General features: G+C 71.2%; 25 protein-coding genes. 12 read left to right on the top strand and 13 right to left on the bottom strand.

What is annotated here, in order from left to right; all coding sequences use genetic code 11:
• Positions 1-200 precede the first annotated feature (200 nt).
• The 6 genes from ACZ66S_RS07320 to ACZ66S_RS07295 all read left to right on the top strand — a co-directional run bounded on the left by ACZ66S_RS07320 (position 201) and on the right by ACZ66S_RS07295 (position 6,552).
• Positions 201-1,760, top strand: a complete 1,560-nt coding sequence (locus ACZ66S_RS07320; RefSeq protein ID WP_469900887.1) for an ABC transporter ATP-binding protein — start codon at positions 201-203, stop codon at positions 1,758-1,760.
• The gene (locus ACZ66S_RS07315) at positions 1,757-2,884 is read left to right on the top strand and encodes an ABC transporter permease (protein ID WP_469900314.1); all 1,128 of its coding nucleotides are present in this window, start codon (positions 1,757-1,759) and stop codon (positions 2,882-2,884) included. The genes ACZ66S_RS07320 and ACZ66S_RS07315 overlap by 4 nt, the downstream gene beginning before the upstream one ends.
• The gene (locus ACZ66S_RS07310) at positions 2,884-4,167 is read left to right on the top strand and encodes an ABC transporter permease (RefSeq protein ID WP_469900312.1); all 1,284 of its coding nucleotides are present in this window, start codon (positions 2,884-2,886) and stop codon (positions 4,165-4,167) included. The genes ACZ66S_RS07315 and ACZ66S_RS07310 overlap by 1 nt, the downstream gene beginning before the upstream one ends.
• Entirely contained in the window at positions 4,164-4,565 is a 402-nt protein-coding gene (locus tag ACZ66S_RS07305; protein WP_469900311.1) for a cytidine deaminase, read from the top strand. The genes ACZ66S_RS07310 and ACZ66S_RS07305 overlap by 4 nt, the downstream gene beginning before the upstream one ends.
• Positions 4,566-4,592: 27 nt before the next feature.
• Complete coding sequence (locus ACZ66S_RS07300; protein ID WP_469900885.1) at positions 4,593-5,870, top strand: thymidine phosphorylase; 1,278 nt, start codon at positions 4,593-4,595, stop codon at positions 5,868-5,870.
• 94 nt (positions 5,871-5,964) lie between these two features.
• The gene (locus ACZ66S_RS07295; RefSeq protein WP_469900309.1) at positions 5,965-6,552 is read left to right on the top strand and encodes a Uma2 family endonuclease; all 588 of its coding nucleotides are present in this window, start codon (positions 5,965-5,967) and stop codon (positions 6,550-6,552) included.
• Between the two features lie 5 nt (positions 6,553-6,557).
• Here ACZ66S_RS07295 and ACZ66S_RS07290 read toward each other — a convergent pair whose 3' ends face one another.
• A complete protein-coding gene (locus tag ACZ66S_RS07290; RefSeq protein ID WP_469900308.1) occupies positions 6,558-7,481 on the bottom strand; it encodes an AEC family transporter in 924 nt (307 codons plus the stop codon).
• A 133-nt stretch (positions 7,482-7,614) separates the two neighbouring features.
• Between ACZ66S_RS07290 and ACZ66S_RS07285 the strand changes: the two genes are divergently transcribed.
• Positions 7,615-8,001, top strand: a complete 387-nt coding sequence (locus ACZ66S_RS07285; RefSeq protein WP_469900884.1) for an STAS domain-containing protein — start codon at positions 7,615-7,617, stop codon at positions 7,999-8,001.
• Here ACZ66S_RS07285 and ACZ66S_RS07280 read toward each other — a convergent pair.
• Both ACZ66S_RS07280 and ACZ66S_RS07275 read right to left on the bottom strand, forming a co-directional pair.
• A complete protein-coding gene (locus ACZ66S_RS07280; protein WP_469900306.1) occupies positions 7,885-8,898 on the bottom strand; it encodes a sigma-70 family RNA polymerase sigma factor in 1,014 nt (337 codons plus the stop codon). The two genes, ACZ66S_RS07285 and ACZ66S_RS07280, sit on opposite strands and share 117 nt — an antisense overlap.
• A gap of 218 nt (positions 8,899-9,116) precedes the next feature.
• Positions 9,117-10,535 carry an MFS transporter gene (locus tag ACZ66S_RS07275; RefSeq protein ID WP_469900305.1) on the bottom strand — a complete coding sequence of 473 codons (1,419 nt, stop codon included), beginning with the start codon at positions 10,533-10,535 and terminating at the stop codon, positions 9,117-9,119.
• Between the two features lie 63 nt (positions 10,536-10,598).
• Between ACZ66S_RS07275 and ACZ66S_RS07270 the strand changes: the two genes are divergently transcribed.
• Positions 10,599-11,549 (top strand): LysR family transcriptional regulator, encoded by a 951-nt coding sequence (locus tag ACZ66S_RS07270; RefSeq protein ID WP_469900303.1) that lies wholly within the window; start codon positions 10,599-10,601, stop codon positions 11,547-11,549.
• Between the two features lies 1 nt (position 11,550).
• Here the strand turns inward: ACZ66S_RS07270 and ACZ66S_RS07265 are convergent, their stop codons facing one another.
• On the bottom strand, positions 11,551-12,306 hold the full coding sequence (locus tag ACZ66S_RS07265) for a dienelactone hydrolase family protein (RefSeq protein WP_469900301.1): 756 nt from the start codon (positions 12,304-12,306) through the stop codon (positions 11,551-11,553).
• Between the two features lie 113 nt (positions 12,307-12,419).
• Here ACZ66S_RS07265 and ACZ66S_RS07260 point away from each other — a divergent pair, with 113 nt between their 5' ends.
• A complete protein-coding gene (locus ACZ66S_RS07260) occupies positions 12,420-13,583 on the top strand; it encodes an adenosine deaminase (RefSeq protein ID WP_469900299.1) in 1,164 nt (387 codons plus the stop codon).
• 137 nt (positions 13,584-13,720) lie between these two features.
• On the top strand, positions 13,721-14,077 hold the full coding sequence (locus tag ACZ66S_RS07255; protein WP_469900298.1) for an ATP-binding protein: 357 nt from the start codon (positions 13,721-13,723) through the stop codon (positions 14,075-14,077).
• 81 nt (positions 14,078-14,158) lie between these two features.
• Here ACZ66S_RS07255 and ACZ66S_RS07250 read toward each other — a convergent pair whose 3' ends face one another.
• The 5 genes from ACZ66S_RS07250 to afsQ1 all read right to left on the bottom strand — a co-directional run bounded on the left by ACZ66S_RS07250 (position 14,159) and on the right by afsQ1 (position 18,001).
• Entirely contained in the window at positions 14,159-14,359 is a 201-nt protein-coding gene (locus ACZ66S_RS07250; RefSeq protein WP_123762707.1) for a PspC domain-containing protein, read from the bottom strand.
• A gap of 92 nt (positions 14,360-14,451) precedes the next feature.
• On the bottom strand, positions 14,452-15,003 hold the full coding sequence (locus ACZ66S_RS07245; protein WP_469900296.1) for a VanZ family protein: 552 nt from the start codon (positions 15,001-15,003) through the stop codon (positions 14,452-14,454).
• Between the two features lie 93 nt (positions 15,004-15,096).
• On the bottom strand, positions 15,097-15,750 hold the full coding sequence (locus ACZ66S_RS07240; protein ID WP_469900882.1) for a hypothetical protein: 654 nt from the start codon (positions 15,748-15,750) through the stop codon (positions 15,097-15,099).
• The gene (locus tag ACZ66S_RS07235; protein WP_469900295.1) at positions 15,750-17,327 is read right to left on the bottom strand and encodes an ATP-binding protein; all 1,578 of its coding nucleotides are present in this window, start codon (positions 17,325-17,327) and stop codon (positions 15,750-15,752) included. The genes ACZ66S_RS07240 and ACZ66S_RS07235 overlap by 1 nt, the downstream gene beginning before the upstream one ends.
• Complete coding sequence (gene afsQ1, locus ACZ66S_RS07230) at positions 17,324-18,001, bottom strand: two-component system response regulator AfsQ1 (RefSeq protein ID WP_469900293.1); 678 nt, start codon at positions 17,999-18,001, stop codon at positions 17,324-17,326. Before afsQ1 ends, ACZ66S_RS07235 begins: the two co-directional genes overlap by 4 nt.
• Before the next feature lie 230 nt (positions 18,002-18,231).
• Here afsQ1 and ACZ66S_RS07225 point away from each other — a divergent pair, with 230 nt between their 5' ends.
• Positions 18,232-18,975, top strand: coding sequence for a SigE family RNA polymerase sigma factor (locus ACZ66S_RS07225; RefSeq protein WP_469900291.1), 744 nt, complete (start codon positions 18,232-18,234; stop codon positions 18,973-18,975).
• A gap of 235 nt (positions 18,976-19,210) precedes the next feature.
• On the opposite strand, the gene ACZ66S_RS07220 is transcribed toward ACZ66S_RS07225, so the two are convergent.
• The gene (locus ACZ66S_RS07220) at positions 19,211-19,915 is read right to left on the bottom strand and encodes a uridine kinase family protein (RefSeq protein WP_469900289.1); all 705 of its coding nucleotides are present in this window, start codon (positions 19,913-19,915) and stop codon (positions 19,211-19,213) included.
• 60 nt (positions 19,916-19,975) lie between these two features.
• Between ACZ66S_RS07220 and ACZ66S_RS07215 the strand changes: the two genes are divergently transcribed.
• Positions 19,976-20,371 (top strand): hypothetical protein, encoded by a 396-nt coding sequence (locus tag ACZ66S_RS07215; protein ID WP_469900288.1) that lies wholly within the window; start codon positions 19,976-19,978, stop codon positions 20,369-20,371.
• A gap of 84 nt (positions 20,372-20,455) precedes the next feature.
• Here ACZ66S_RS07215 and ACZ66S_RS07210 read toward each other — a convergent pair whose 3' ends face one another.
• The 3 genes from ACZ66S_RS07210 to deoC are packed head-to-tail and all read right to left on the bottom strand — an operon-like array spanning position 20,456 to position 23,758.
• The gene (locus ACZ66S_RS07210) at positions 20,456-21,358 is read right to left on the bottom strand and encodes an aldehyde dehydrogenase family protein (RefSeq protein ID WP_469900286.1); all 903 of its coding nucleotides are present in this window, start codon (positions 21,356-21,358) and stop codon (positions 20,456-20,458) included.
• Entirely contained in the window at positions 21,348-22,793 is a 1,446-nt protein-coding gene (locus tag ACZ66S_RS07205) for an aldehyde dehydrogenase family protein (protein WP_469900284.1), read from the bottom strand. The genes ACZ66S_RS07210 and ACZ66S_RS07205 overlap by 11 nt, the downstream gene beginning before the upstream one ends.
• Positions 22,794-22,798: 5 nt before the next feature.
• Positions 22,799-23,758, bottom strand: coding sequence for a deoxyribose-phosphate aldolase (gene deoC / locus ACZ66S_RS07200; RefSeq protein ID WP_469900880.1), 960 nt, complete (start codon positions 23,756-23,758; stop codon positions 22,799-22,801).
• Positions 23,759-23,793: the final 35 nt, after the last annotated feature.

Genomic DNA, 23,793 nt, shown 5'->3' with positions numbered 1-23,793 from the left:
CTGACGGTTCCCGCCGGAACCCGGGCTCGGCGAGGGGGCCTCGACAGACCCCCTCGTCGAGCCATAACAATGTGTCAACTCTACGCGTGTAGCATGGAGTTGCCGCGCTAGCGTCGCCGACGCCTGCCCTCCCCTACGCAGCCCCTTTTCCCCGAGGAGAGTGCGCCATCAACGCGTCCAGCCCTCCCGCTGCCGTCGAACTGCGCGGCATCACCAAGCGATTCCCCGGCGTCGTCGCCAACAAGGACATCGACATCACCGTCCGCACGGGCACCGTGCACGCCCTGTGCGGCGAGAACGGTGCCGGCAAGTCCACCCTGATGAAGATCCTCTACGGCATGCAGCAGCCGGACGAGGGCACCATCACGGTGAACGGCGAGACGGTCACCTTCCACACCCCCGCCGACGCCATCGCCCGCGGCATCGGCATGGTGCACCAGCACTTCATGCTCGCCGACAACCTCACCGTCCTCGAGAACGTCGTCCTCGGCGCGGAGAAGCTGTACGGCATCGGCGGCAAGGCCCGCGCGAAGATCCGGGAGATCTCCGACGCGTACAGCCTGAACGTCCGCCCGGACGTCCTGCTGGAGGAGCTCGGTGTCGCCGACCGCCAGCGCGTGGAGATCCTCAAGGTCCTCTACCGCGGCGCCAAGACGCTGATCCTCGACGAGCCCACCGCCGTCCTCGTGCCCCAGGAGGTCGACGCGCTCTTCGACAACCTGCGCGAGCTCAAGGCCGAGGGCCTCACCGTCATCTTCATCTCGCACAAGCTCGGCGAAGTCCTGTCCGTGGCCGACGAGATCACCGTCATCCGGCGCGGCACCACCGTCGGCACCGTCGAGCCCGAGGGCACCACGACCAAGCAGCTCGCCGAGCTGATGGTCGGCAGTGAACTGCCCACGCCGGCGACCGAGGAGTCCACGGTCACAGATGTCCCGCTGCTCAAGGTGGAGGGCCTGCGCCTGGCCCAGACCGACCTCGACGGCGTCGAGCGGACCATCCTCGACGACATCTCCTTCACCATCCACCAGGGCGAGGTCCTCGGCATCGCCGGCGTGGAGGGCAACGGCCAGTCCGAGCTGGTCGAGGCCATCATGGGCATCCGTGCCCTGAACGCCGGCACGATCGGCCTCGACGGCAAGGACATCTCCCACGTCCCCACCCGCCACCGCCGCGAGGCCGGCGTCGGCTACATCCCCGAGGACCGCCACCGCCACGGCCTGCTCCTCGAGGCCCCGCTGTGGGAGAACCGCATCCTCGGCCACGTCACCGAGAAGCCCAACTCCCGCGGCCAGCTCCTCGACATCAAGGCGGCCCGCAGCGACACCGAGCGCATCATCCAGGCGTACGACGTCCGCACCCCCGGCATCGACGTCACCGCCGCCTCCCTGTCCGGCGGCAACCAGCAGAAGCTGATCGTCGGCCGCGAGATGAGCCACGCGCCCAAACTGCTCATCGCCGCCCACCCCACCCGCGGTGTGGACGTCGGCGCGCAGGCCGCGATCTGGGACCACATCCGCGAGGCCCGCCGCGAGGGCCTGGCCGTGCTGCTGATCTCCGCCGACCTGGACGAGCTCATCGGCCTGTCCGACACCCTGCGGGTGATGTACCGCGGCCGACTGGTCGCCGACGCCGACCCCGCCACCATCACCCCCGAGGAGCTGGGCTCCGCCATGACCGGCGCGGCCACCGGCCACCTGGAGCACGCAGAGGACTCCGCAGCGGTCTCCGCCGAGGACGACGAGGACGACGCCCGATGAACAAGCTGACCCAACGCATCGACAAGGAGCGGCTGCTCCTCGGCATCGCGGCCCCGCTGCTCGCGGTCGTCGCCGCGCTCGTCGTCACCACCCTGGTGATCCTCGCCACCGGCAAGAACCCGGGCGCCGCCTTCAGCGACATGCTGACCTACGGCTCCGCGAGCGACAGCCAGGTCTACATCCTCAACAAGGCGACGACGTACTACCTGGCGGGCGTCTCGGTGGCCATCGGCTTCCGGATGAACCTGTTCAACATCGGCGTCGACGGCCAGTACCGCATCGCCGCGTTCTTCGCCGCGGTCCTCGGCGGCGCGCTGACCACGCCGGGCTGGATCTCCATCCCGCTGATCATCCTGTGCGCCATGGCGACCGGTGCCCTGTGGGCGGCCATCGCGGGTGTCCTCAAGGTGACCCGGGGCGTCAGCGAGGTCATCTCGACGATCATGCTGAACTCGATCGCCACCGCGATCATCGCCTACCTGCTCCAGCCCGGGAAGCTCGCCGAGCTCCAGGCCGGCGGCACCGTCGTCTCCACCAAGCCGCTGCCCGAGTCGTCGTACTTCTTCCAGATCGACACCGGCGCCGCGGGCGAGCTGTGGGGCTTCGTCGTCATCGCCGTGATCGTCGGCATCGCCTACTGGTTCGTGCTCGGCCGCACCCGGTTCGGCTTCGACCTGCGCACCGTCGGCCAGTCCGAGAGCGCGGCCGCCGCGAGCGGTGTGTCGGTGAAGAAGATGGTCGCCACCAGCATGGTGATCTCGGGTGCGGTGGCCGGTCTGATCGGCATGCCGACCCTGCTCAACGACAGCCACCAGTTCAGCAACGACTTCCCGACCGGCATCGGTTTCACCGGTATCGCCATCGCCCTGCTCGGCCGCAACAACCCGGTCGGCATCGCGCTGGGCGCACTGCTGTGGGGCTTCCTGGAGCGCACCACCAACCACCTGGAGTTCGAGGGCTACGACAAGGAGATCCTCGGCGTGATCCAGGGCGTCATCGTCCTGTGCGTCGTCATCGCCTACGAGGTCGTACGCCGTTACGGACTCAAGCGCCAGCAGCAGCGGGTCGGCGCCGAGCTCGCCGCCCAGGCCGCAGCCCCGACCCAGAAGCAGGAGGTGGCGTGATGACTGCCACGATGACCGACACGCCGCCGCCCGCGGCACCCAAGACGGACACCGCCACCCGGTCGGGCCGCTCGCTCGGCCAGATCCTCATGATCGTCGCCGGCGCGCTGCTGCTCGTCGCCGCGGTCCGCGTCATCTCCGGCTCCGACCAGCTCACCTCCGAGGGCCAGGTCTCCGCCGCGCTCAGCCTCGCCGTGCCGATCGGCCTGGCCGGTCTCGCCGGCCTGTGGTCCGAGCGGTCCGGTGTGGTCAACATCGGCCTCGAGGGCATGATGATCCTCGGTACCTTCGGCGCCGGCTGGATCGGCTGGCAGTCCAGCCCCTGGCTCGGACTGCTGTGCGGTGTCGGCTTCGGCGTCCTCGGCGGTCTGCTGCACGCGGTCGCGACCGTCACCTTCGGCGTCGACCACATCGTCTCCGGTGTCGCGATCAACCTGCTCGCGCTCGGCACCACCCAGTACCTCGCCAAGCTGTTCTTCGTGGACGGCAAGGCGGCGGACGCGGGCGGCAACCCCAAGCAGTCCCCGCCCGTGGACTCCCTGCCGCGCTTCGACATCCCGGGCCTGTCCAGCGGTCTGCACTCGATCGAGAAGCACCACTGGTTCCTGATCTCCGACATCGCCGGCATCCTCGGCGGCCTGGTCACCGACCTGTCCGTGGTGACCGTCCTGGCGATCGCGCTGTTCGTCGCGAGCTGGTGGCTGCTGTGGCGCACGCCGTTCGGTCTGCGACTGCGCTCCTGCGGTGAGAACCCGATCGCCGCGGAGTCCCTCGGCGTCAACGTCTACAAGTACAAGTACATGGCCGTGGCCATCTCCGGCGGCCTCGCCGGCCTCGGCGGCGCCTTCCTGGCGCTGGTCACCTCGCACACGTACCTGGAGGGCCAGACCGGCGGCCGCGGTTACATCGGTCTCGCCGCGATGATCTTCGGCAACTGGCGTCCCGGCGGCCTCGCCATGGGCGCGGGCCTGTTCGGCTACTCCGACGCGCTCCAGCTCCGCAACGGCGGCGAGACCGTCCACGCGCTGCTGCTCCTGCTGTTCGTGCTGCTGCTGGCGATGGCCGGCTGGAAGCTCTACAAGAAGGCGCACTGGCAGGGCGGCATCAGCCTCCTGGTGGCCGCGGGCGTCCTGGTCTGGTACCTGGTCACCGACGAGGTCCCGAGCGACTTCGTGGGCGCCACCCCGTACGTCGTCACCCTGCTGGTGCTGTCGCTGTCCGCGCAGCGCCTGCGGATGCCCAAGGCGGACGGCATGCGCTACCGGAAGGGCCAGGGCAAGTGACCCCGCGGTCCGACGTCGACTGGGAGTCGCTGCGCGAGCGGGCCCGGGACGCCATGTCCCGGGCGTACGCCCCGTACTCCGGCTACCCGGTCGGCGTGGCCGCCCGCGTGGACGACGGCCGCACGATCACCGGCTGCAACGTCGAGAACGCCTCCTACGGCCTCGGCCTGTGCGCCGAGTGCGGACTGGTCTCGGAGCTGCAGAACACCGGAGGCGGCCGCCTCACCCACTTCACGTGCGTGGACGGCCGGGGCGAGATCCTCGTCCCGTGCGGCCGCTGCCGCCAACTGCTGTACGAGTTCGGCGGGCCGGACCTGCTCCTGGAGACCCCGGCGGGGATCCTGCCGCTGTCCGAGATGCTCCCGCAGGCCTTCGGGCCGGAGCACCTCACCAAGTAATTCCCGGAAGGAAAGCCCTGCATGGCCATGGACGCCATCTCCGTCATCCGCACCAAGCGGGACCGCGGCGAACTCAGCGACGAGCAGATCGACTGGGTCATCGACGCGTACACCCGCGGAGAGGTAGCCGACGAGCAGATGTCCGCGCTCGCGATGGCGATCCTGCTCAACGGCATGAACCGCCGCGAGATCGCCCGCTGGACCGCGGCGATGATCGCCTCCGGCGAGCGCATGGACTTCTCGTCCCTGTCCCGCCCGACGGCCGACAAGCACTCCACGGGCGGCGTCGGCGACAAGATCACGCTGCCGCTGGCGCCCCTGGTGGCGGCCTGCGGCGCGGCCGTCCCCCAGCTCTCGGGCCGCGGCCTCGGCCACACCGGCGGCACCCTCGACAAGCTGGAGTCGATCCCCGGCTGGCGGGCGCTGCTGTCGAACGAGGAGATGCTGCACGTCCTCGACACCACCGGCGCGGTGATCTGCGCGGCGGGCGACGGCCTGGCCCCCGCGGACAAGAAGCTGTACGCCCTGCGGGACGTCACCGGCACGGTCGAGGCGATCCCGCTGATCGCCTCCTCGATCATGTCGAAGAAGATCGCGGAGGGGACCGGTTCGCTGGTCCTGGACGTCAAGGTCGGCACCGGTGCCTTCATGAAGACCATCGAGGACGCCCGCGAGCTCGCGTCCACGATGGTGGGCCTGGGCACGGACCACGGGGTGAAGACGGTCGCGCTCCTGACCGACATGTCGACCCCGCTCGGCCTCACGGCCGGCAACGCCCTCGAAGTCCGCGAGTCGGTGGAGGTCCTGGCCGGCGGCGGCCCGGCGGACGTCGTGGAGCTCACCGTGGCGCTGGCCCACGAGATGCTGGCGGCGGCGGGTATCCGCGACGCCGACCCGGCGAAGGCGCTGGCCGACGGCTCGGCGATGGACGTGTGGCGCCGGATGATCGCGGCGCAGGGCGGCGACCCGGACGCGGAGCTGCCGGTCGCCCGCGAACAGCACGTCGTCAAGGCACCCTCCGCGGGCGTCCTGACCCGCCTCGACGCCTACGACATCGGCGTCGCCGCCTGGCGTCTCGGCGCGGGACGCGCCCGCAAGGAGGACCCGGTGCAGGCGGGCGCGGGCGTGGAACTGCACGCCAAGCCCGGCGACACGGTCACCGAGGGCCAGCCCCTCCTGACCCTCCACACGGACACCCCGGAGCGCTTCGAGTACGCCCTCCAGTCGATCGAGGGTTCCTACGACGTCGCGGCGGCCGGTACGGCCTTCACCGCGTCGCCGGTGGTGCTGGAGCGCATCGCCTGACCAGCGGGTTCCTCGTACGGGTGAACGGGATCGGTGGACCACCACCGGTCCCGTTCGGCATGCTGGGATCGGTGACGACCGATTGGAGACCGCCATGAGCGCACTCGCCGCCGAGTCCGGGGCCCCTGGGGGCACGGGCTGGGACGAGATCGTCCGTGTCTGGGAGGAGACGGACGCTCCCGAGGGCAGCAAGGTGGAGATCATCGAAGGGATCGTCACCGTGTCGCCTCCGCCGTCCGAAAAGCACAACGACACCTCTGAGCTGGTTCAGCGTCGCCTGTACACAGCGATTCCAGACGACTGGGGTGTCTATCAGACACTCGGTCTCACGTGCCCGGAGACAGGTGGCCTCTTCATCCCCGACCTGTGCGTGGTGCCGAGGGCTGCCCTGCGCCGCGGAACGCGCGTGCATGCGGGCGATGCCGAACTCGTTGTTGAGGTCACGTCCAAGAGCAACGCGAACCACGACCGCATCAAGAAGGCCCATGGCTACGCTGTGGCAGGCGTACCGCTCTACCTCCTGCTGGATGCCTGGCAGTCCGGACGTCCCACGGCGACGCTCTACGGGGAACCGCAGAATGGCACATACCGAGTGCTTGATTCGGTGGAGTACGGCGAGGAGCTGACTCTGCCCGCGCCGTTCAAGTTGGTCATCGACACCGGCGCCTTTCCACTGAGCTGACCCTGTCACCCAAGAACCGCCGCCACCCCCACCAGCACCGGCACCGACAGCACCGTCGACACCAGGATCGAGTCGCGGGCCAGGCGTTCGCCCACGCCGTAGGTCGAGGCGTACGTGTAGAGGTTCTGCGCGGCCGGCAGTGCCGACGTCACCACCACGTCCAGGAGCTGGGCCCTGTGCAGGCCGAAGACCCCGGCCGCCAGCGCCCAGGCCGCCGCGGGCTGCCCCACCGACTTGAGCGCCACCGAGAGCAGCACGAGCTGCCGGTCCGGGCCCCGGCCGGGCAGGGTGCTGCCGCACAGGGAGATGCCGAAGGCGAGCAGGACCGCCGGGACCGACATGCCGCCGATGAGGGTGACGGGGTCCATCACCGCGGCCGGGACGTGCACTCCCGTGGCCGAGACCGCGACCCCGGCCAGCGAGCCGACCGCGACCGGGTTGCGCAGGGGCGTGAGCAGCCGTTGCCACAGCGGGCTCTTCCCGCCCGCGCCCGACGCCAGGTCCAGGACCGTCAGCGCCACCGGGGTCACCCCCACGAGCTGGAACAGCAGCACCGGCGCCACCAGCGAGGCGTCGCCCAGGACGTACACCGCGATCGGGATGCCGAGGTTGCCGGAGTTGACGTACGACGAGCACAGCGCGCCGATCGTCGTCCGGCCCAGCCCCCAGCCCCGTACGACGCCCACCGCCACGAAGACGCCCGCCGCCGCTGTCGTGCTGAGCGCGGTCACCAGCAGGCGGCTGGAGAAGATCACCGACAGGTCGGCCCGGGCCAGCGTGGTGAACAGCAGGGCGGGGGAGGCGACATGGAAGGCGAGCTTGGTCAGGACCTCCCGGCCCTGCTCGCCGAGGTAGCCGCGCAGACCGATGACGTAGCCGACGCCGATGACCACCGCGATGACCGCGAAACCGGTCAGCACTCCCTGCACGGGGACCCCTCAAGGGTGGGAAGGGCGTGGCGTATCCAGGGAGGTGCTGATGGGTGGCGCATACAGGCAACCCTCGGGGGCAGGCGGCACCCAGGTCAACGTGATCCTGACCGCCCGGTCGGGGCGTCGGCCGATGAGTTACGCCGCTCCGCCGGGTCTACCGATCGTGGACGCCATGACACCCGCTGTACTCGTGCTGGCCGGCCCCGTCACCCGGGACGAGGTGACGGAGCTGAGCGAACAGGTCCGGGCCCGGCTGAGGGCGACCGGCGCCGGGGTCGTGGTGTGCGATGTCGCCGGGCTCGGACCACCGGGGCTCGGCACCGTCGACCTGCTCGCCCGGCTCCAGCTCGCGGCCCGGCGCGCCGGGGGCCGGATCAGGCTGCGCGACCCCGACCCGGGGCTACATGCCCTCCTTGAGCTCGTCGGCCTCCGCTTCGAGGTGGAGGGGCAGGCCGAACAGGGGGAACCAGCGCTGGGTGTCCAGGAAGAAGTGGAACCCGGTGAGCCGGCCGTCTGAGATCTCCAGGACCTGGACCGCCCAGGGGGTGTGACCGCCCTTCTCCGGGTCCGGCTTGTACTGCGCGAACCCCGGCAGGCCGTTGACCTGCACCGGCACCAGGCGGGAGCCCTCGCAGGCGGAGCCCAGGGTCGTCATGAAGCCGGTGATGTCGTCGTGGCCCGTGAGCCACAGGTCGAACGGCGGCATCGTCATGATGGCGTCCTCGTGGAGGAGGGCCGTCAGCGCCGTCATGTCGTACCCCTCGAACGCCTTCACATAGCGCTCCAGGAGTTTCTGCTGCTCCTCGTCCAGCGGGTCGGAGACGGCCGCGTCGGCGCCGTGCTCCTCCCGCTCGGCGAGGGTGGCGCGGGCGCGCTGGAGGGCGCTGTTGACCGAGGCGACGGAGGTGTCGAGGAGCTCGGCGACCTCGCTCGCCTTCCAGGCCAGCACCTCGCGCAGGATCAGCACCGCGCGCTGCTTGGGCGGGAGTTGCTGGAGGGCGGCCATGAAGGCGAGCCGCACGGTCTCCTTGGCGACGGCCGCCTCAGCGGGGTCCTCGACGGTCGGCAGGATGCGGCTGTCCGGCATCGGCTCCAGCCAGGTGTGGTCGGGGCGGGGGGAGAGGGCGGCCTGGGCGAGGGGCGTCGACTCGGTGAGGTCCATGGGGCGGGCGCGCTTGTTGCCCGCCGTGAGCATGTCCAGACAGACGTTGGTCGCGATGCGGTACAGCCAGGAGCGGAGGCTGGAGCGGCCCTCGAACTTGTCGTAGCTCCGCCACGCCCGCACCATCGTGTCCTGCACCGCGTCCTCGGCCTCGAAGGAGGAGCCGAGCATGCGGTAGCAGTACCCCGTCAGCTCGGTGCGGTGTTTCTCGAGCCTGATGTCGAGGTCCGTCGTCGCTGTGCTGTCCGTCATCGTCCACCCACCCCTGTGGCCGTGCTGCGTCGCGCCTTTGCGCCCAGTACTCGGAAACTACCGCAGCCCACTGACAACGGCCCCTGGAGCGGACGAATACCCAGGTGGGGGGCGGTGTGAGGCAAACCCTCCGGACAGACCGATCCCCCCGGTCGACCGACCTCGACCGGGGGGAAGCAGAACGTGCGGCTCAGGCCGTCGCGAGCCGCTGCCGGGCCCTAGGGCCGGCCAGGCACATTCCCGTCTGCCGGGCGGCGTCTGGCACGCACGCTCGCCGCGTTGCCGAATCGCCCAAGTGGCTCCGCCACGAGGGCGCTCCGGCGCCTTGCGATCGCACGCACCAGACGCCGCCCGACCGGCCCTTCGGGCCGACGGCGGGAATGTGCCTGGCCGGCCCTTGCCGCACGTGTTCCGAGGGCGGTGATCGTGACCACGCCGAGCACCGCCAGGAGTCCGACCCCGACCGTTCCGGACCAGCCGCCCGCGTGGAAGGCGAGGGCGCCGACCGTGCTGCCCGCGCTGGAGCCGATGTAGTAGGCGGACTGGTAGAGGGCCGAGGCCTGGGCGCGGCCGTGGGTGGCCGTCTTGCTGACCGCCGAGGACGCCACCGCGTGGCCCGCGAAGAAGCCGCCGGTGATCAGGACCAGGCCGAGCAGGACCAGCCACAGGGAGCCGGACAGGGAGAGCAGCAGGCCCGCCGCCGTCGTGCCGCCCGCGGCGTACAGCGCGCCCCGGCGGCCCAGGCGGCCGACCAGCCGGCCCGCGAGGGACGCGGAGACCGTGCCCACCAGGTAGACCAGGAAGATCGAGCCGACGATGCCCTGGGGGAGCGAGAAGGGCGCCTCGGTCAGCCGGTAGCCGATCACCGTGTACACCCCGCCGAAGACCGTCATGAACAGCGCGCCGATGGCGTACAGGCGACGCAGGAGAGGGTCGGAGAGGTGGGTGCGGACCGTGCCCAGCAGGACGACCGGCTTCAGCGAGCCCGCCGTGAAGTGCCGCGGCGCCGGGAGCAGCAGCCGGAACGCCACCGCGCAGGCCACCGCGATCGCGCCGATCACGCCGACGGCGACCCGCCAGCCCCACTCCTGGGCCACCCAGCCCGTGATGACGCGGCCGCTCATCCCGCCGACGCTGTTGCCGGCGACGAACAGGCCGATCGCCGTGACCAGCGCCTTCGGGCGGACCTCCTCGGCGAGGTACGCCGTCGCGGAGGCCGGCAGCCCGGCGAGCGCCGCGCCCTGCACCGCCCGCAGCGCGACCAGCGCGGTCAGCGAGGGCGCGAAGGGGACCAGCAGACCGACGGTCACCGCGACCGCCAGCGAGGCCGTCATGACCGTACGGCGGCCGAAGCGCTCGGAGAGGGCGCTCATCGGCAGCACGAACAGCGCCAGACCGCCGGTCGCCGCCGCCACGGTCCAGCTCGCCTCGCTCGCCGCGACCCCGAACTCGCCCGAGATCAGCGGGAGAAGGGCCTGGGTGGAGTACAGCAGCGCGAAGGTCGCGACACCGGCGAGGAAGAGGGCGAAGCTCATCCGGCGGTAGCCGGGACCGCCCGGGGTCAGACGGGAGTCGACGGCGACGGAGGCGGGGGAGACGGCGCCCACGCGGGTGGACGCCTCGGTACTGGCAGGCATGCCTCGAAGTTACGTACGGCTTCGCTCATCCGTCCAATGCATGGATTCGCCATAATCGTTCCCATGGAGCATCAGCAGAGGTCACAGCCGCGCTTGTCACCGTCCAGTGACACAGAAGACATGGTGACGTTGCTGGCGCCACGGCTGGCCTACTTCGCCGGCGTGGCCAGTACCGAGCACGTCACCCGCGCCGCCCAGGAGATGGACGTACCCCAGTCGACGCTCTCCCGGGCGATGGTCCGCCTCGAACAGGACCTCGGCGTCGACCTGTTCGCCCGCATCGGCCGCACGGTCTCCCTCACCCCCGCCGGCCGCACCTTCCACGCCTCCGTGGAACGCGCCCTCGCCGAGATCCGGCGGGCCGCCGACGAGGTCCGTGCCGACGCCGACCCGGCCACCGGCAAGGTCGCCTTCGGCTTTCTGCACACCATGGGCTCCGAGACGGTCCCCGGCCTCATCCGGGCCTTCCGCGCCGACCACCCCCGCGTCCGGTTCAGCCTGGTCCAGAACTACGGCGAGGCGATGATCGAACGCCTGCGCGCGGGCGAGCTGGACCTGTGCCTGACCTCGCCGGTCCCGGACGCCCCCGACCTCGTCGCCCGCCGCCTCGACGAGCAGAAGCTGCGGCTCGTGGTGCCCGCCGACCACCCCCTCGCGGCCCGCAGGCGCGTCCGCCTCGCCGAGGCCGCCGAGGAGTCCTTCGTCACCCTGGAGCCCGGCTACGGCCTGCGGCGCATCACCGACGACCTCTGCCAGGAGGCCGGCTTCAAGCCCCGGATCGCCTTCGAGGGGGAGGAGGCCGAGACGTTGCGCGGGCTGGTGGCGGCGGGCCTCGGCGTGGCCCTGCTCCCGCCGCCCGCCTTCCCCCGGCCGGGGGTCTCCGAACTGACGGTCACCGCGCCGCGAGCCGCCCGCGAGATCGGTGTCGCCTGGCTCGACGGCCATCCGGACACCCCGCCGGTGGCCGCCTTCAAGAAGTTCCTGCTGTCGAGGAGGGGGAACCTGCTGCCCTGAGCTAGCGCCGGCGCCCGAACCCGGAGGCGAGCGGCATCCGCAGCCCCAGCGGCGGAGGAGCGGCCAGCGCGTCCTGCACCGGCCGGGACAGTACCCGCCCGAACAGCGCCCCCATCACGAAGTCCTCGGCCAGCGCCTGCACTTCGGCCCGGTACTGGTGCAACCCGTGCCCGTCGGAGTGCACCTCGAACCGGCACACCTCCCGGTTCGCCTTCTTCGCCCGGGTGGCCAGCCGGAACGACAACTCCGGGTCCACCCGCTGGTCGTTGGTCCCGTGCACGATCAGCACCCGCCGCCCCACGAGCTGCCTGACCGGCTCGGGCGTGGCCGCCTTGTCCTCCTCGGGCAGCCAAGGGGCCACCGCCACCACGGAGTTGACGGCCTCGTGCCCACCCGCGCGCAGTGCCGCCCGCGCGCCCATGCCGACGCCGACCAGGGCCACGGGGACGTCTCCGTAACGCCGTACGACCTCGTCGGCGGCCCAGGTCGCATCGTGCGCGAGATGTGCCTCGCCGCCGTTCCACCCGCGGTAGCGGTAGTGCACCAGGTGTGCCGCGAGCCCCTCGGCGTGCCCCGCGCGGGCGAGCCGTCGTCCCAACGCCCTTACGGGGGAGGGCAGTCGCATCGAGGCGGGTCTGCGCAGAGAGGTCTCGTCGCCGCCCGGGAGGAGCAGCACCACCCCGCTCACCGCCGCCGGCTCCGGGCCGAGGGTCCTGCCCAGTCGGGCGCTGCGCACCGGCGTCGCTTGCTGTGCCATGACAGAACAGTGTCAGAAGCCGGGGTGTACGACACGGGGCGGGGCGGTCACCGTTACGTATCGGCGGATTCGTACACCGAGCGCTCTACGCGCGTAGGAGTTACAGTGCCAGGATGACGAGCCAGACTGACCGGATGAGGAACTCCCCGAGCCCGGACCAGATCCGCCGGGCCCCCAAGGTTCTGCTGCACGATCACCTCGACGGCGGGCTGCGCCCCGGCACGGTCGTCGACCTCGCCCGGGAGACCGGGTACGCGAACCTCCCCGAGAACGACGCGGACCGGCTGGGCGTCTGGTTCCGCGAGGCCGCCGACTCCGGTTCGCTGGAACGGTACTTGGAGACCTTCTCGCACACCGTCGGCGTCATGCAGACCCGTGAGGCGCTGGTGCGGGTGGCCGCCGAGTGCGCCGAGGACCTCGCCGAGGACGGTGTCGTCTACGCCGAGGTGCGGTACGCCCCCGAGCAGCACCTGGAGAAGGGGCTGACCCTCGAAGAGGTCGTCGAGGCCGTCAACGAGGGCTTCCGGGAGGGCGAGCGCCGGGCCAGGGCGAACGGCCACCGCATCCGCGTCGGCGCGCTGCTCACCGCGATGCGGCACGCGGCCCGCGCCCTGGAGATCGCCGAACTCGCCAACCGCTACCGCGACCTGGGCGTCGTCGGGTTCGACATCGCGGGCGCGGAGGCCGGCTACCCGCCCACCCGGCACCTCGACGCCTTCGAGTACCTGAAGCGCGAGAACAACCACTTCACCATCCACGCCGGCGAGGCCTTCGGACTGCCGTCCATCTGGCAGGCCCTGCAGTGGTGCGGCGCCGACCGGCTCGGGCACGGGGTGCGCATCATCGACGACATCCAGGTCCACGAGGACGGCACGGTCAAGCTCGGCCGGCTCGCCTCCTACGTCCGGGACAAGCGGATCCCGCTGGAGCTGTGCCCCAGCTCCAACCTCCAGACCGGGGCCGCCTCCTCGTACGCCGAGCACCCGATCGGGCTCCTGCGGCGGCTGCACTTCCGGGCCACCGTGAACACCGACAACCGGCTGATGTCCGGCACCAGCATGAGCCGGGAATTCGAGCACCTTGTCGACGCGTTCGGTTATTCACTCGAGGACATGCAGTGGTTCTCCGTCAATGCGATGAAATCAGCGTTCATTCCTTTCGATGAACGACTCGCGATGATCAATGACGTCATCAAACCCGGATATGCCGAGCTGAAGTCCGAATGGCTGTTCCAGCAGACCGCCTCCACCAGCGGTTCTGTGACCGAGGAGGACTGACCGGGGAAAACCCCGGACAGGGAGTGCGGGCGGGTGTTCACAATCCGTCCGCATTTCGATGTTTGCGGCAGGTGGGTTCCCGTGTTTACGGTCGTGGACCGCTGACATCCCGTAAACCCATTTCGAGGACGCATTTCATGAAGCAGTCTGCTGCCAAGACCCTCGGTGTCGCCGCCCTCGGTGCCGCCTTCGCCGCCGCCGGCGCGGGTGCCGCGAACGCCGCTCCGGCGATGCCGGACGCCACCCAGGCGCTCGGCTCCGTCTCCCAGGGGCTCCCCACCGAGAACGTCACCAAGGCGCTGCCGGGCGCCGGTGAGGCGCTGGCGCAGGCCCAGCCGGCGGTCGGCACCGGCCTCTCGGCCGCACAGCCCGCCGTCGAGAAGGTCCTCGCCGACGGCCCGACCGGCCCCGTCGCCGGTCTCCTCGGCGGCCTGCCGGTCGGCCAGGTCCTGCCCGGCAGCGGCACCGGCCTGAACGGTCTGCCGCTCGGCTGAGACCCGCCGCTTCCGCACGCGCCGGTGGGGCGCACCCCGAGATCACGGGGTGCGCCCCACCGGCGTACGTGCACCGGGGTGTCACCAGGCGGTCTGCGCCTTGTCCTCCGAGGGGAACAGGATCCACAGGGCGATGTAGAGCAGGAACTGCGGGCCGGGCAGCAGACAGGACACCAGGAAGATCACGCGCATGGTGGTCGCGGAGGTGCCGAAGCGCCGTGCCAGCGCGGCACACACGCCGCCGATCATGCGGCCGTTGGTGGGGCGGGCGAGGCGGGACATTGCGGCTCCTTCGTGAGCGTCGACGGTCGGGTCCGGGTGACCCTTTCGAGCTGTCTTCAACGCTACGGAGACGAACGCCACAGAACGTCGCTCTACGGTGCGATCCCGACCCTGGGAATCGTCGGGGTACGACCCTGAGCCGGCTCCTCCTGGCGGACGGTCGTACGCCGGTGGCGCTCGGTCCTGCGGCGGAGCGAGCGGCGCACCGCCGGCACCACCGCGAGGTGGGCGAGCGCGACGCCCGCCGTGTTCAGGAACAGGGAGTCGATGTCGACGACCTGGCCCGGCACGCCGGTCTGGAGCAGCTCTATCCCGAGGGAGATCAGCGCCCCCGCGGCACAGGTACGGATCAGGGAGCCGAGGGGGGACGCCTCCAGGCGGCCGTGCACCATCGGGAGCAGCAGGCCGAGCGGGGCCAGCAGCGCGAGCCCTTCGCCGATCCGGCAGGCGGCCGCCCGCCCACCCAGGGCGAGGTCGGCGCGGATGCCGGCGAACGGGTGCAGGTTGGCCGGGACGACCCAGGGCACGTCCAGCGGACGCAGCGTGAACCAGGCGACGAGCGCGAGGTGTGCGACCAGGAGGGCACCTCCTGCCACACGGACGCGAAGGGCGGCACTGCCGCCGACGAAGCCTTGACGCTGCACGATCCCCTAGACGCCCCGCTCGGCACGATCGGTTCCGGAACCCCCCGAGGTACCTGGGTGAGGGCTGCGCCACACGCGGTGGACGCCCCCTCGTCAGCCGCCCGTCACCTCGCTCGACGGCGGCTGGTGGCTGCCCGGCTGGGAGCGCACCTCGTCCGTGCAGTCGTAGCGGCGCAGCGGTGCGGTCGAGGGGCCGCCGAGGATGACGGAGCCGTCGCCCTCGGCCGCGGCCGAGTCGGAGAAGGTGCACACGACCTGGGCGAGGGCGTAGGCGGAGAGCTCGCCGGGCGGGGTGCTCAGCCGGAGCGTGTCCTCGGGGTCCCCGGGACGCGGACCGCCGACGGTCGTGCCGCCGCGCACGTACGTCTGGTAGCCCGCCTCGCGCTCGGCCGTCGACGGTGTCTCGGCGAGCTGGTCGAGGAGCCCCTGCGCGACCAGCACCCGCCGCTCGGAGTCGGCGGTGCCGTCCGGGACCCGCAGGCTCCGGTCGACCGCCACCAGCGACGCCCCGCACAGCAGGAACACCTGCACGGCGAGGCCCGGCGAGGCCTGCTGCGAGACGTCCGGCTCGGACAGCGAGCACCGCACCCGGGAGGGCGCCGGACCGAAGTCGGTGGGCACCTCGGTGGGCCGGATCCCGCACCCGGCGGCCAGCAGACCGAGCAGGGGGAGCGCCAGCAGCCGCCGCGCCGTCCGTCCGGCGCGCGACGCCTGAGCCCTGCGCACCCGTCGTCCGTCCCGGTACATCACGCCTCCCCCTTCTTCGCCGCGTCGGCGTCCTTCTCGGCCTGCGTGAGCTGTTCCGCCAGCGCCGAGGCGTCCCGGGGCAGCCGCAGCGTGAAGACGGCACCCCCGTCGGGGGAGTTCGCCGCCGTGATCCCGCCCCCGTGGATGTGGGCGTTCTCCAGGGCGATCGAGAGGCCGAGGCCGCTGCCCTCGGAGCGCGGGCGGGAGGCGCTGGCCTTGTAGAAGCGGTCGAAGACGTGCGGGAGGACGTCCTCGGGGATGCCGGGGCCGTGGTCGCGGACCCCGATGACCACCTCGTCGTCCGCCGCGCGCACCGCCACCCGCACCGGCGAGCCGCCGTGCTTGAGGGCGTTGCCGATCAGGTTGGCCAGGATCACGTCGAGGCGCCGCGGGTCGAGGCGGGCGTGGATGCCGCGCTCGGCGTCCAGGTCCACCGCGTCCAGCCACGCGCGCGCGTCGATGCACGCGGTGATCTGGTCGGCCACGTCGACGTCGTCGAGGACCAGCCGGGCGGTGCCCGCGTCGAAGCGGGTGACCTCCATCAGGTTCTCGACCAGGTCGTTGAGCCTGCGGGTCTCGCTGACCACCAGCCGCACGGCCGGCTCGATCATCGGGTCCATCGAACCGGACTCGGCCTCCAGCTCCTCCTCCAGGATCTCTGTCACGGCGGTGATCGCGGTGAGCGGGGTCCGCAGTTCGTGGCTCATGTCCGCCACGAACCGCCGGGACGCGTCGTCGCGGGCGGCCATGTCCTCGACCCGTTTCTCCAGCGCCTCGGCCGCGTAGTTGAACGTCCTTGACAGGTCGGCGAGTTCGTCGGTGCCCGACACCCTGAGCCGGGTGTCCAGCCTGCCCTCGCCGAGCCGCCGGGCGGCGACCCCCAGCCGGTGCACCGGCTTCAACACGGTCGTCGCGGCGGCCTGCGCGAGCAGCGCGGAGCCGATCAGGGCGAGCCCGGTGGCGATCCCCAGCGACCAGGCGAGGGAGTTGAGGTCCTTGGCCTCGGGCTCCAGGGACTTGAGCATGTACCCGGTCGGGCCGCCGCCGATCACCCGTGTGCCGGCCACCAGGTACGGGGTGTCGTGGTCCACGGTCCGCTGCCAGTACAGGTGGTAGGCGTACTTGTTGGCGGAGTCGACGTCCTGCTTCTCGTTCACCGCCTCGCGCAGCGCCACCGGCACGTCCTGGAGGGTGAAGCCGTCCAGGGCGCCCGAATTGCCGTACACCGTGCGGCCCTTGGCGTCGGAGGCCACCAGGAGCACGCTGAAGCGCTGGCTGCTGCCCGCCATCTGCCCGGCGGCCTGCTGGAGTTCGTCCTGCGTGGGGTCCTCGGGCAGGGCGCCCGCGCGGTTCTGCATCTCCTGCTGGAAGTCCCGCAGCACCGCGTCCTGGGCGCGGGTGAGGACCGCCTCGCGGTTGAGCCAGTAGGCGATGCCGGACGCGGACACGGCGGCGGTCAGCGCCACCAGGCCGAAGACGACCACGAGACGCAGCCGCAGGCTGGTGAAACGCAGCCGGGACCACGCTCCCTTGCGCGCCGCGAACCAGCCGCGGAGCCCCCCTTGTGCTTCGGTCACTGAGGCGTGTCCAGCCGGTAGCCCACGCCGCGCACGGTACGGATCAGCGTCGGGGACGAGGGCACGTCCTCGACCTTGGCGCGCAGCCGCTGCACACAGGCGTCCACCAGGCGCGAGTCACCGAGGTAGTCGTGCTCCCACACCAGCCGCAGCAACTGCTGGCGGGACAGCGCCTGGCCCGGCCGCCGGCTCAGCTCCAGGAGCAGCCTGAGCTCGGTCGGGGTGAGCTGGAGGTCCTCGCCGTTCTTCGTCACGGTCATGGCCGCGCGGTCGATGACGAGCGAGCCGAAGGACGCCGAGTCGTTCGACTCCCGCTCCCCGCGCCGCAGCACGGCCCGGATCCGGGCGTCCAGCACCCGGCCCTGCACCGGCTTGACGACATAGTCGTCGGCACCGGACTCCAGTCCGACCACCACGTCGATGTCGTCGTTGCGCGCGGTCAGCAGGATGATCGGCAACTGGTCGGTGCGCCGGATGCGACGGCACACCTCGAACCCGTCGATGCCGGGCAGCATCACGTCCAGCACGATCAGGTCCGGCCGCTGCTCACGCAGCAGTGTGAGGCCGTCCTCACCGGTGGCAGCGGTGGCGACCCGGTGGCCCTGGCGCGTGAGGCTCAGCTCCAGGGCCGTACGGATGGCGTCGTCGTCCTCGATCAGCAACAGGGAAGGCACGGGCTCATTCTGGCCCATGGAGGGGGTGCGGTTCGACCTGTGGGGGCAGGGCAGTCCGTACGGCACTCGTCCGTGGGTCCGCTGTGCAATTCCTGGGACGGGGCCCTGTGACAGGTCTGTGACAGTCGGCGGACACGGCCATGAAGGTGCGGAGGCAAGCTTTTCGGCACGGGCAAGGCAGCACCGCCCGGGCAGACCGAACACCGGAAGTCCACGACGGGGGGCGCGAGATGAACACGCTGCACAGCACCAGCACTGGCGCAGTGATCACGCGGCTCCACGACGTGAACGGGGGCCGGGGTTCCGAGAAGTCCGGTGCCGCAAGCGGGCGGGGGTGCGCTCGCGGTACCGGACGTCAGCACACCGCGTACATGTCGGTGGTTGACACCAGCACGGGGGAATCGCACGGGGGACCGACGTACAGGGAGGACACGGGGGAGCGTCGCTCGCTGTCGGAGGCGGAGTTCACCGCCTACGTCCAGGAGCGCCGCGCCTCCCTGTACGCCACCGCCTACCACCTGACCGGTGACCGCTTCGAGGCCGAGGACCTGCTGCAGAGCGCGCTGTTCTCGACCTACCGGGCGTGGGACCGGATCAGCGACAAGGCCGCGGTCGGGGGCTACCTCCGCCGCACGATGACGAACCTGCACATCAGCGCGTGGCGCCGCCGCAAGCTGAACGAATACCCGACCGAGGAGCTGCCGGAGACGCCCGGCGACACGGACGCGATGCGCGGCACCGAGCTGCGCGCGGTCCTGTGGCAGGCGCTCGCCCGGCTCCCCGAACTCCAGCGCACGATGCTGGTCCTCCGGTACTACGAGGGCCGCACCGACCCGGAGATCGCGGAGATCCTCGACATCAGTGTCGGCACGGTGAAGTCCAGCATCTGGCGCTCGCTGCGCCGCCTGCGCGAGGACGAGGTCCTCAGCTTCGGCCGTGACGAGGAGAACGCCTTCGGGGAGCTCGTCGCCTGAGGGTGGGGGGAAAGCAAGGAAAGCGGGGGACCAGGGGTACCGGCTGGGGGGCCGGTACCCGTGGGGGGACCGACGGGGGTCACGGGGGACCACCGAGAAGCGGGACCGGAGGGCCGGGGGGTCCGTCCGGTCCCGCTTTCATGTGTGCGGTCAGCCGGCCTTCATGAACGTCGCCCCGGCTGGGGAGTCAGCGACGGCGATGGCCGCCTTGCGACGGAGAAGAGGCCGTCGGCGTTCAGGTCGCCGGGGTCGTCGCCGGGCGGCGGCCCGTTGCTGCCGCGGTGAGGCGGCCGAGGGCCTCGTCCTTGTCGCAGGGGTGGGCGCCCAGGGCGGTCTGGCGGGCGATGATCGTGCGTTCCTGGCGCATCAGGCGCCAGCCGCGGCGCAACAGGAAGGGCACCGACTTGCGGCCCTCGCGCAGGTCCCGCAGGAACCGGCGACGGAACGTGCGCACCGGGCCCCGGCTCAGGCACAGCGCGTCGGCCAGTACCCCGAGCTCCCGGCAGCGGGTGACGATCTCGGCGGCGAAGATGCCCTCCGCTATGAACAGCGGGGTCCCGTCCATCTCGACGGACTCCTCACCGGTGCGGGCGCTCAGCGAGATGTCGTAGACCGGGATCTTCGTACGGCCCGTGCGGCACAGTTCGACGATCGCCGCCACCGCGGTGTCCGCGTCCCACGAACCGGGGTGGTCCCAGTCGATGTCGGAACTCCCCGCCACCAGCGGCAGCGTCGGGTCGTCGGCCTCCTTGTAGAAGTCGTCCAGCCGGAGGACCGGAAGTCCGGCGCGGGCCGAGAGAAGGGACTTGCCGGAGCCGGAGGGGCCGCAGAGCAGCACGACTCGCGTCGACAGGGGAGGTTGGGAACTCACGGGACACCAGTGTGCGGCATTCACCTGCCGTTCATCGACCCCGCGGGTTGGCTTTGAAGCGCGCGTCACACCTCAACTACCCTTCGTGTCGACACGATTACCCAGTGCACGGAAAAGGTGGCAGAAACGATGGCCCGACAAGCGAACCCGACCGCCCAGCGCACGCTCACCGCCCTCGCCGCCGCGGGTGTCGCACTCGGCGCAGGCGCCGGGGTGGCCGCCGCGGACAGTGAGCCGCTCGTCGACGTGCTGCACACCCGGCCCACCTCGCTCGGCAACATCGACCCCCAGGCCGGCGTCCGCTCCCTCACCGGCACGGTCGGCTACGTCACCGGTCCGGTCGCGGGACTCAAGCCGAACCCGCTGGCCGGCACGGGCGTGGACCCGCTGGACAACGGACTGGGGACCCAGTTGGCCGACTTCCAGCCGCTGACCTCCCAGGCGGTGACCGGGCCGGTCGCGCAGGCGCAGTCGATCGGGAGCATGCCGGTGGTCGGCATGGTCACGGGCCTGACCGGCAACTGAGCCGGACCCGCGGCCCCTACGGCACGGAGCCGCGCCTTCCCCGGACGGGGGGAAGGCGCGGCTCCGCGGTGTCGCGACCCGGTGTCAGTACGCCGAGCCGGACGCGCCCAGCGACCCCGTCGGGTGCCAGACCGTCTTCGTCTCCAGGAAGGCCGTCAGCCGGTCGATACCCGGCGTCGCCGTCCAGTCGTCCACAGGCTGTGGACGCAGCACGCGCTTCAGGTTGTCCGCCGCCGCGATCTCCAGCTCCTTCGCGAGGACCTCGTCCGCGCCCGCCAGATCGATCGCGTTGACGTCCTGGTGGGAGGCGAGCGGGGTCGCGATCTCCGCCGTACGGCCCGAGAGGACGTTGACCACGCCGCCGGGGACGTCGGAGGTGGCCAGGACTTCGCCCAGGGAGAGGGCGGGGAGGGGAGACTCCTCCGAGGCCACCACGACCGCCGTGTTGCCCGTGGCGATCACCGGGGCGACGACGCTCACCAGGCCCAGGAACGACGACTCCTGCGGGGCCAGGACGGCCACCACGCCCGTCGGTTCGGGGGAGGACAGGTTGAAGTACGGGCCCGCGACCGGGTTGCCGCCGCCCACCACCTGGGCGATCTTGTCGGTCCAGCCCGCGTACCAGACCCAGCGGTCGATCGTCGCGTCGACCTGCTCGGCCGCCTTCGACTTCGACAGGCCCTCGGCGTCGGCCACCTCGTGGACGAACTGCGCCCTGCGGCCCTCCAGCATCTCCGCCACGCGGTAGAGGACCTGGCCCCGGTTGTACGCCGTCGCGCCGGCCCAGCCGCCGAACGCCTTGCGCGCGGCCACGACCGCGTCCCGGGCGTCCTTGCGGCTCGACTGCGGTGCGTTCGCCAGCCACTTGCCCTTCGAGTCCGTCACCTCGTACACCCGGCCGCTCTCGGAACGCGGGAACTTCCCGCCGACGTACAGCTTGTAGGTCTTGAAGACAGACAGACGCTGCTGCTCGGACTTATCGGACATCGAGGTACGCCTCCAGGCCGTGGCGGCCGCCCTCGCGGCCGAAGCCCGACTCCTTGTACCCGCCGAACGGCGAGGTCGGGTCGAACTTGTTGAACGTGTTGGACCAGACGACACCGGCCCGGAGCTTGTTGGCCACGGCCAGGATCCGCGAGCCCTTCTCCGTCCAGATGCCCGCCGACAGGCCGTACTGCGTGTTGTTGGCCTTGGCGACCGCCTCGTCCGGCGTGCGGAAGGTCAGGACCGACAGCACCGGGCCGAAGATCTCGTCCCTCGCGATGGTGTGCGCCTGGGTGACGTTCGTGAAGAGCGTCGGGGCGAACCAGTAGCCGGAGGAGGGGAGTTCGCACTCCGGGGACCAGGGCTCGGCGCCCTCGGCCGCGCCCCTGTCGACGAGCGAGGTGATCCGCGCGAGCTGCTCGGCGGAGTTGATCGCGCCGATGTCGGTGTTCTTGTCGAGCGGGTCGCCGAGCCGCAGGGTGGACAGCCGGCGCTTGAGCGAGTCCAGCAGCTCGTCCTGGATCGACTCCTGGACGAGGAGGCGGGAGCCCGCGCAGCAGACCTGGCCCTGGTTGAAGAAGATGCCGTTGACGATCCCCTCGACGGCCTGGTCGATCGGGGCGTCGTCGAAGACGATGTTGGCGCCCTTGCCGCCCAGTTCGAGGGTGAGCTTCTTCCGCGACCCCGCGACCGTGCGCGCGATCTCCTTGCCGACGGCCGTCGAGCCGGTGAAGGCCACCTTGTTGACGTCCGGGTGCGCGACCAGCGCCGCACCCGTGTCGCCGTAGCCCGGGAGGATGTTGACGACACCCCTGGGCAGGCCGGCCTGGCGGCAGACGTCGGCGAAGAACAGGGCGGACAGGGGGGTCGTCTCGGCGGGCTTGAGCACCACCGTGTTGCCGGTCGCGAGCGCCGGGGCGATCTTCCACGCCAGCATCAGCAGCGGGAAGTTCCACGGGATGACCTGGCCGGCCACGCCGAGCGGCCGCGGGCTCGCGCCGAACCCGGCGTGCTCCAGCTTGTCGGCCCAGCCCGCGTAGTAGAAGAAGTGCGCGGCGACCAGGGGGAGGTCCGCGTCGCGGGTCTCCTTGATCGGCTTGCCGTTGTCCAGGGTCTCCAGGACGGCCAGCTCACGGCTGCGCTCCTGGATGATCCGGGCAATCCGGAACAGGTACTTGGCGCGCTCGGAGCCGGGCAGCGCCGACCACTTCTCGAAGGCCCGGCGCGCGGCCTTCACCGCGCGGTCGACGTCCGCCTCGCCCGCCTGGGCGATCTCGGACAGGACCTCCTCGGTGGACGGCGAGACGGTCTTGAAGACCTTGCCCTCGGCCGCCTCCACGAACTCGCCGTCGATGAACAGCCCGTAGGAGGGGGCGATGTCGACGACCGAGCGGGACTCGGGTGCCGGTGCGTACTCGAATGCGGATGCAGATGCCATGGTGATCAGTCCACCGTCACGTAGTCGGGGCCGGAGTAGCGGCCGGTGGCCAGCTTCTGACGCTGCATCAGCAGGTCGTTCAGGAGCGAGGAGGCGCCGAAGCGGAACCAGTGGTTGTCCAGCCAGTCCTCGCCGGCGGTCTCGTTGACCAGGACGAGAAACTTGATCGCGTCCTTGGACGTACGGATGCCGCCCGCGGGCTTCACACCCACCTGGACGCCGGTCTGCGCACGGAAGTCGCGCACCGCCTCCAGCATCAGCAGGGTGTTCGCGGGGGTGGCGTTCACCGCGACCTTGCCGGTGGACGTCTTGATGAAGTCCGCGCCCGCCAGCATCCCGAGCCAGCTCGCGCGGCGGATGTTGTCGTACGTCGACAGCTCGCCGGTCTCGAAGATGACCTTGAGCCGGGCGTCCGTGCCGCAGACCTCGCGCACGGCGACGATCTCGTCGTACACCTTCAGGTACTTGCCCGCGAGGAACGCGCCGCGGTCGATGACCATGTCGACCTCGTCGGCGCCGGCGGCCACGGCGTCGCGCACGTCGGCCAGCTTCACGTCGAGGGCGGCGCGGCCGGCCGGGAACGCGGTGGCGACCGAGGCGACCTTCACGCCGGAACCGGCGACGGCTTCCTTGGCGACGGCCACCATGTCGGGATAGACGCAGACCGCGGCCGTGGCGGGGGTCGTCCGGTCGGTCGGGTCGGGGCGGACCGCCTTGGCGCCGAGCGCCCGGACCTTGCCCGGGGTGTCCGCGCCTTCCAGCGTCGTGAGGTCGACCATCGAGATGGCGAGGTCGATCGCGTACGCCTTCGCGGTCGTCTTGATGGAACGGGTGCCGAGGGAGGCGGCGCGCGCCTCCAGGCCGACCGCGTCGACGCCGGGCAGCCCGTGGAGGAACCGGCGCAGCGTGCTGTCGGACGCGGTCACGTCCGTGAGCGGGTGTGCGGCTGATGCAGTGGTGGGCATGGTCACCAGACGAGCATATCTACGCGCGTAGCGGC

The sequence above is a fragment of the Streptomyces sp. NPDC107471 genome (genome assembly GCF_055582845.1).
The sequence above is the reverse complement of the archived record's forward strand: the minus strand, read 5'-3'. Positions and strand labels throughout refer to the sequence as shown.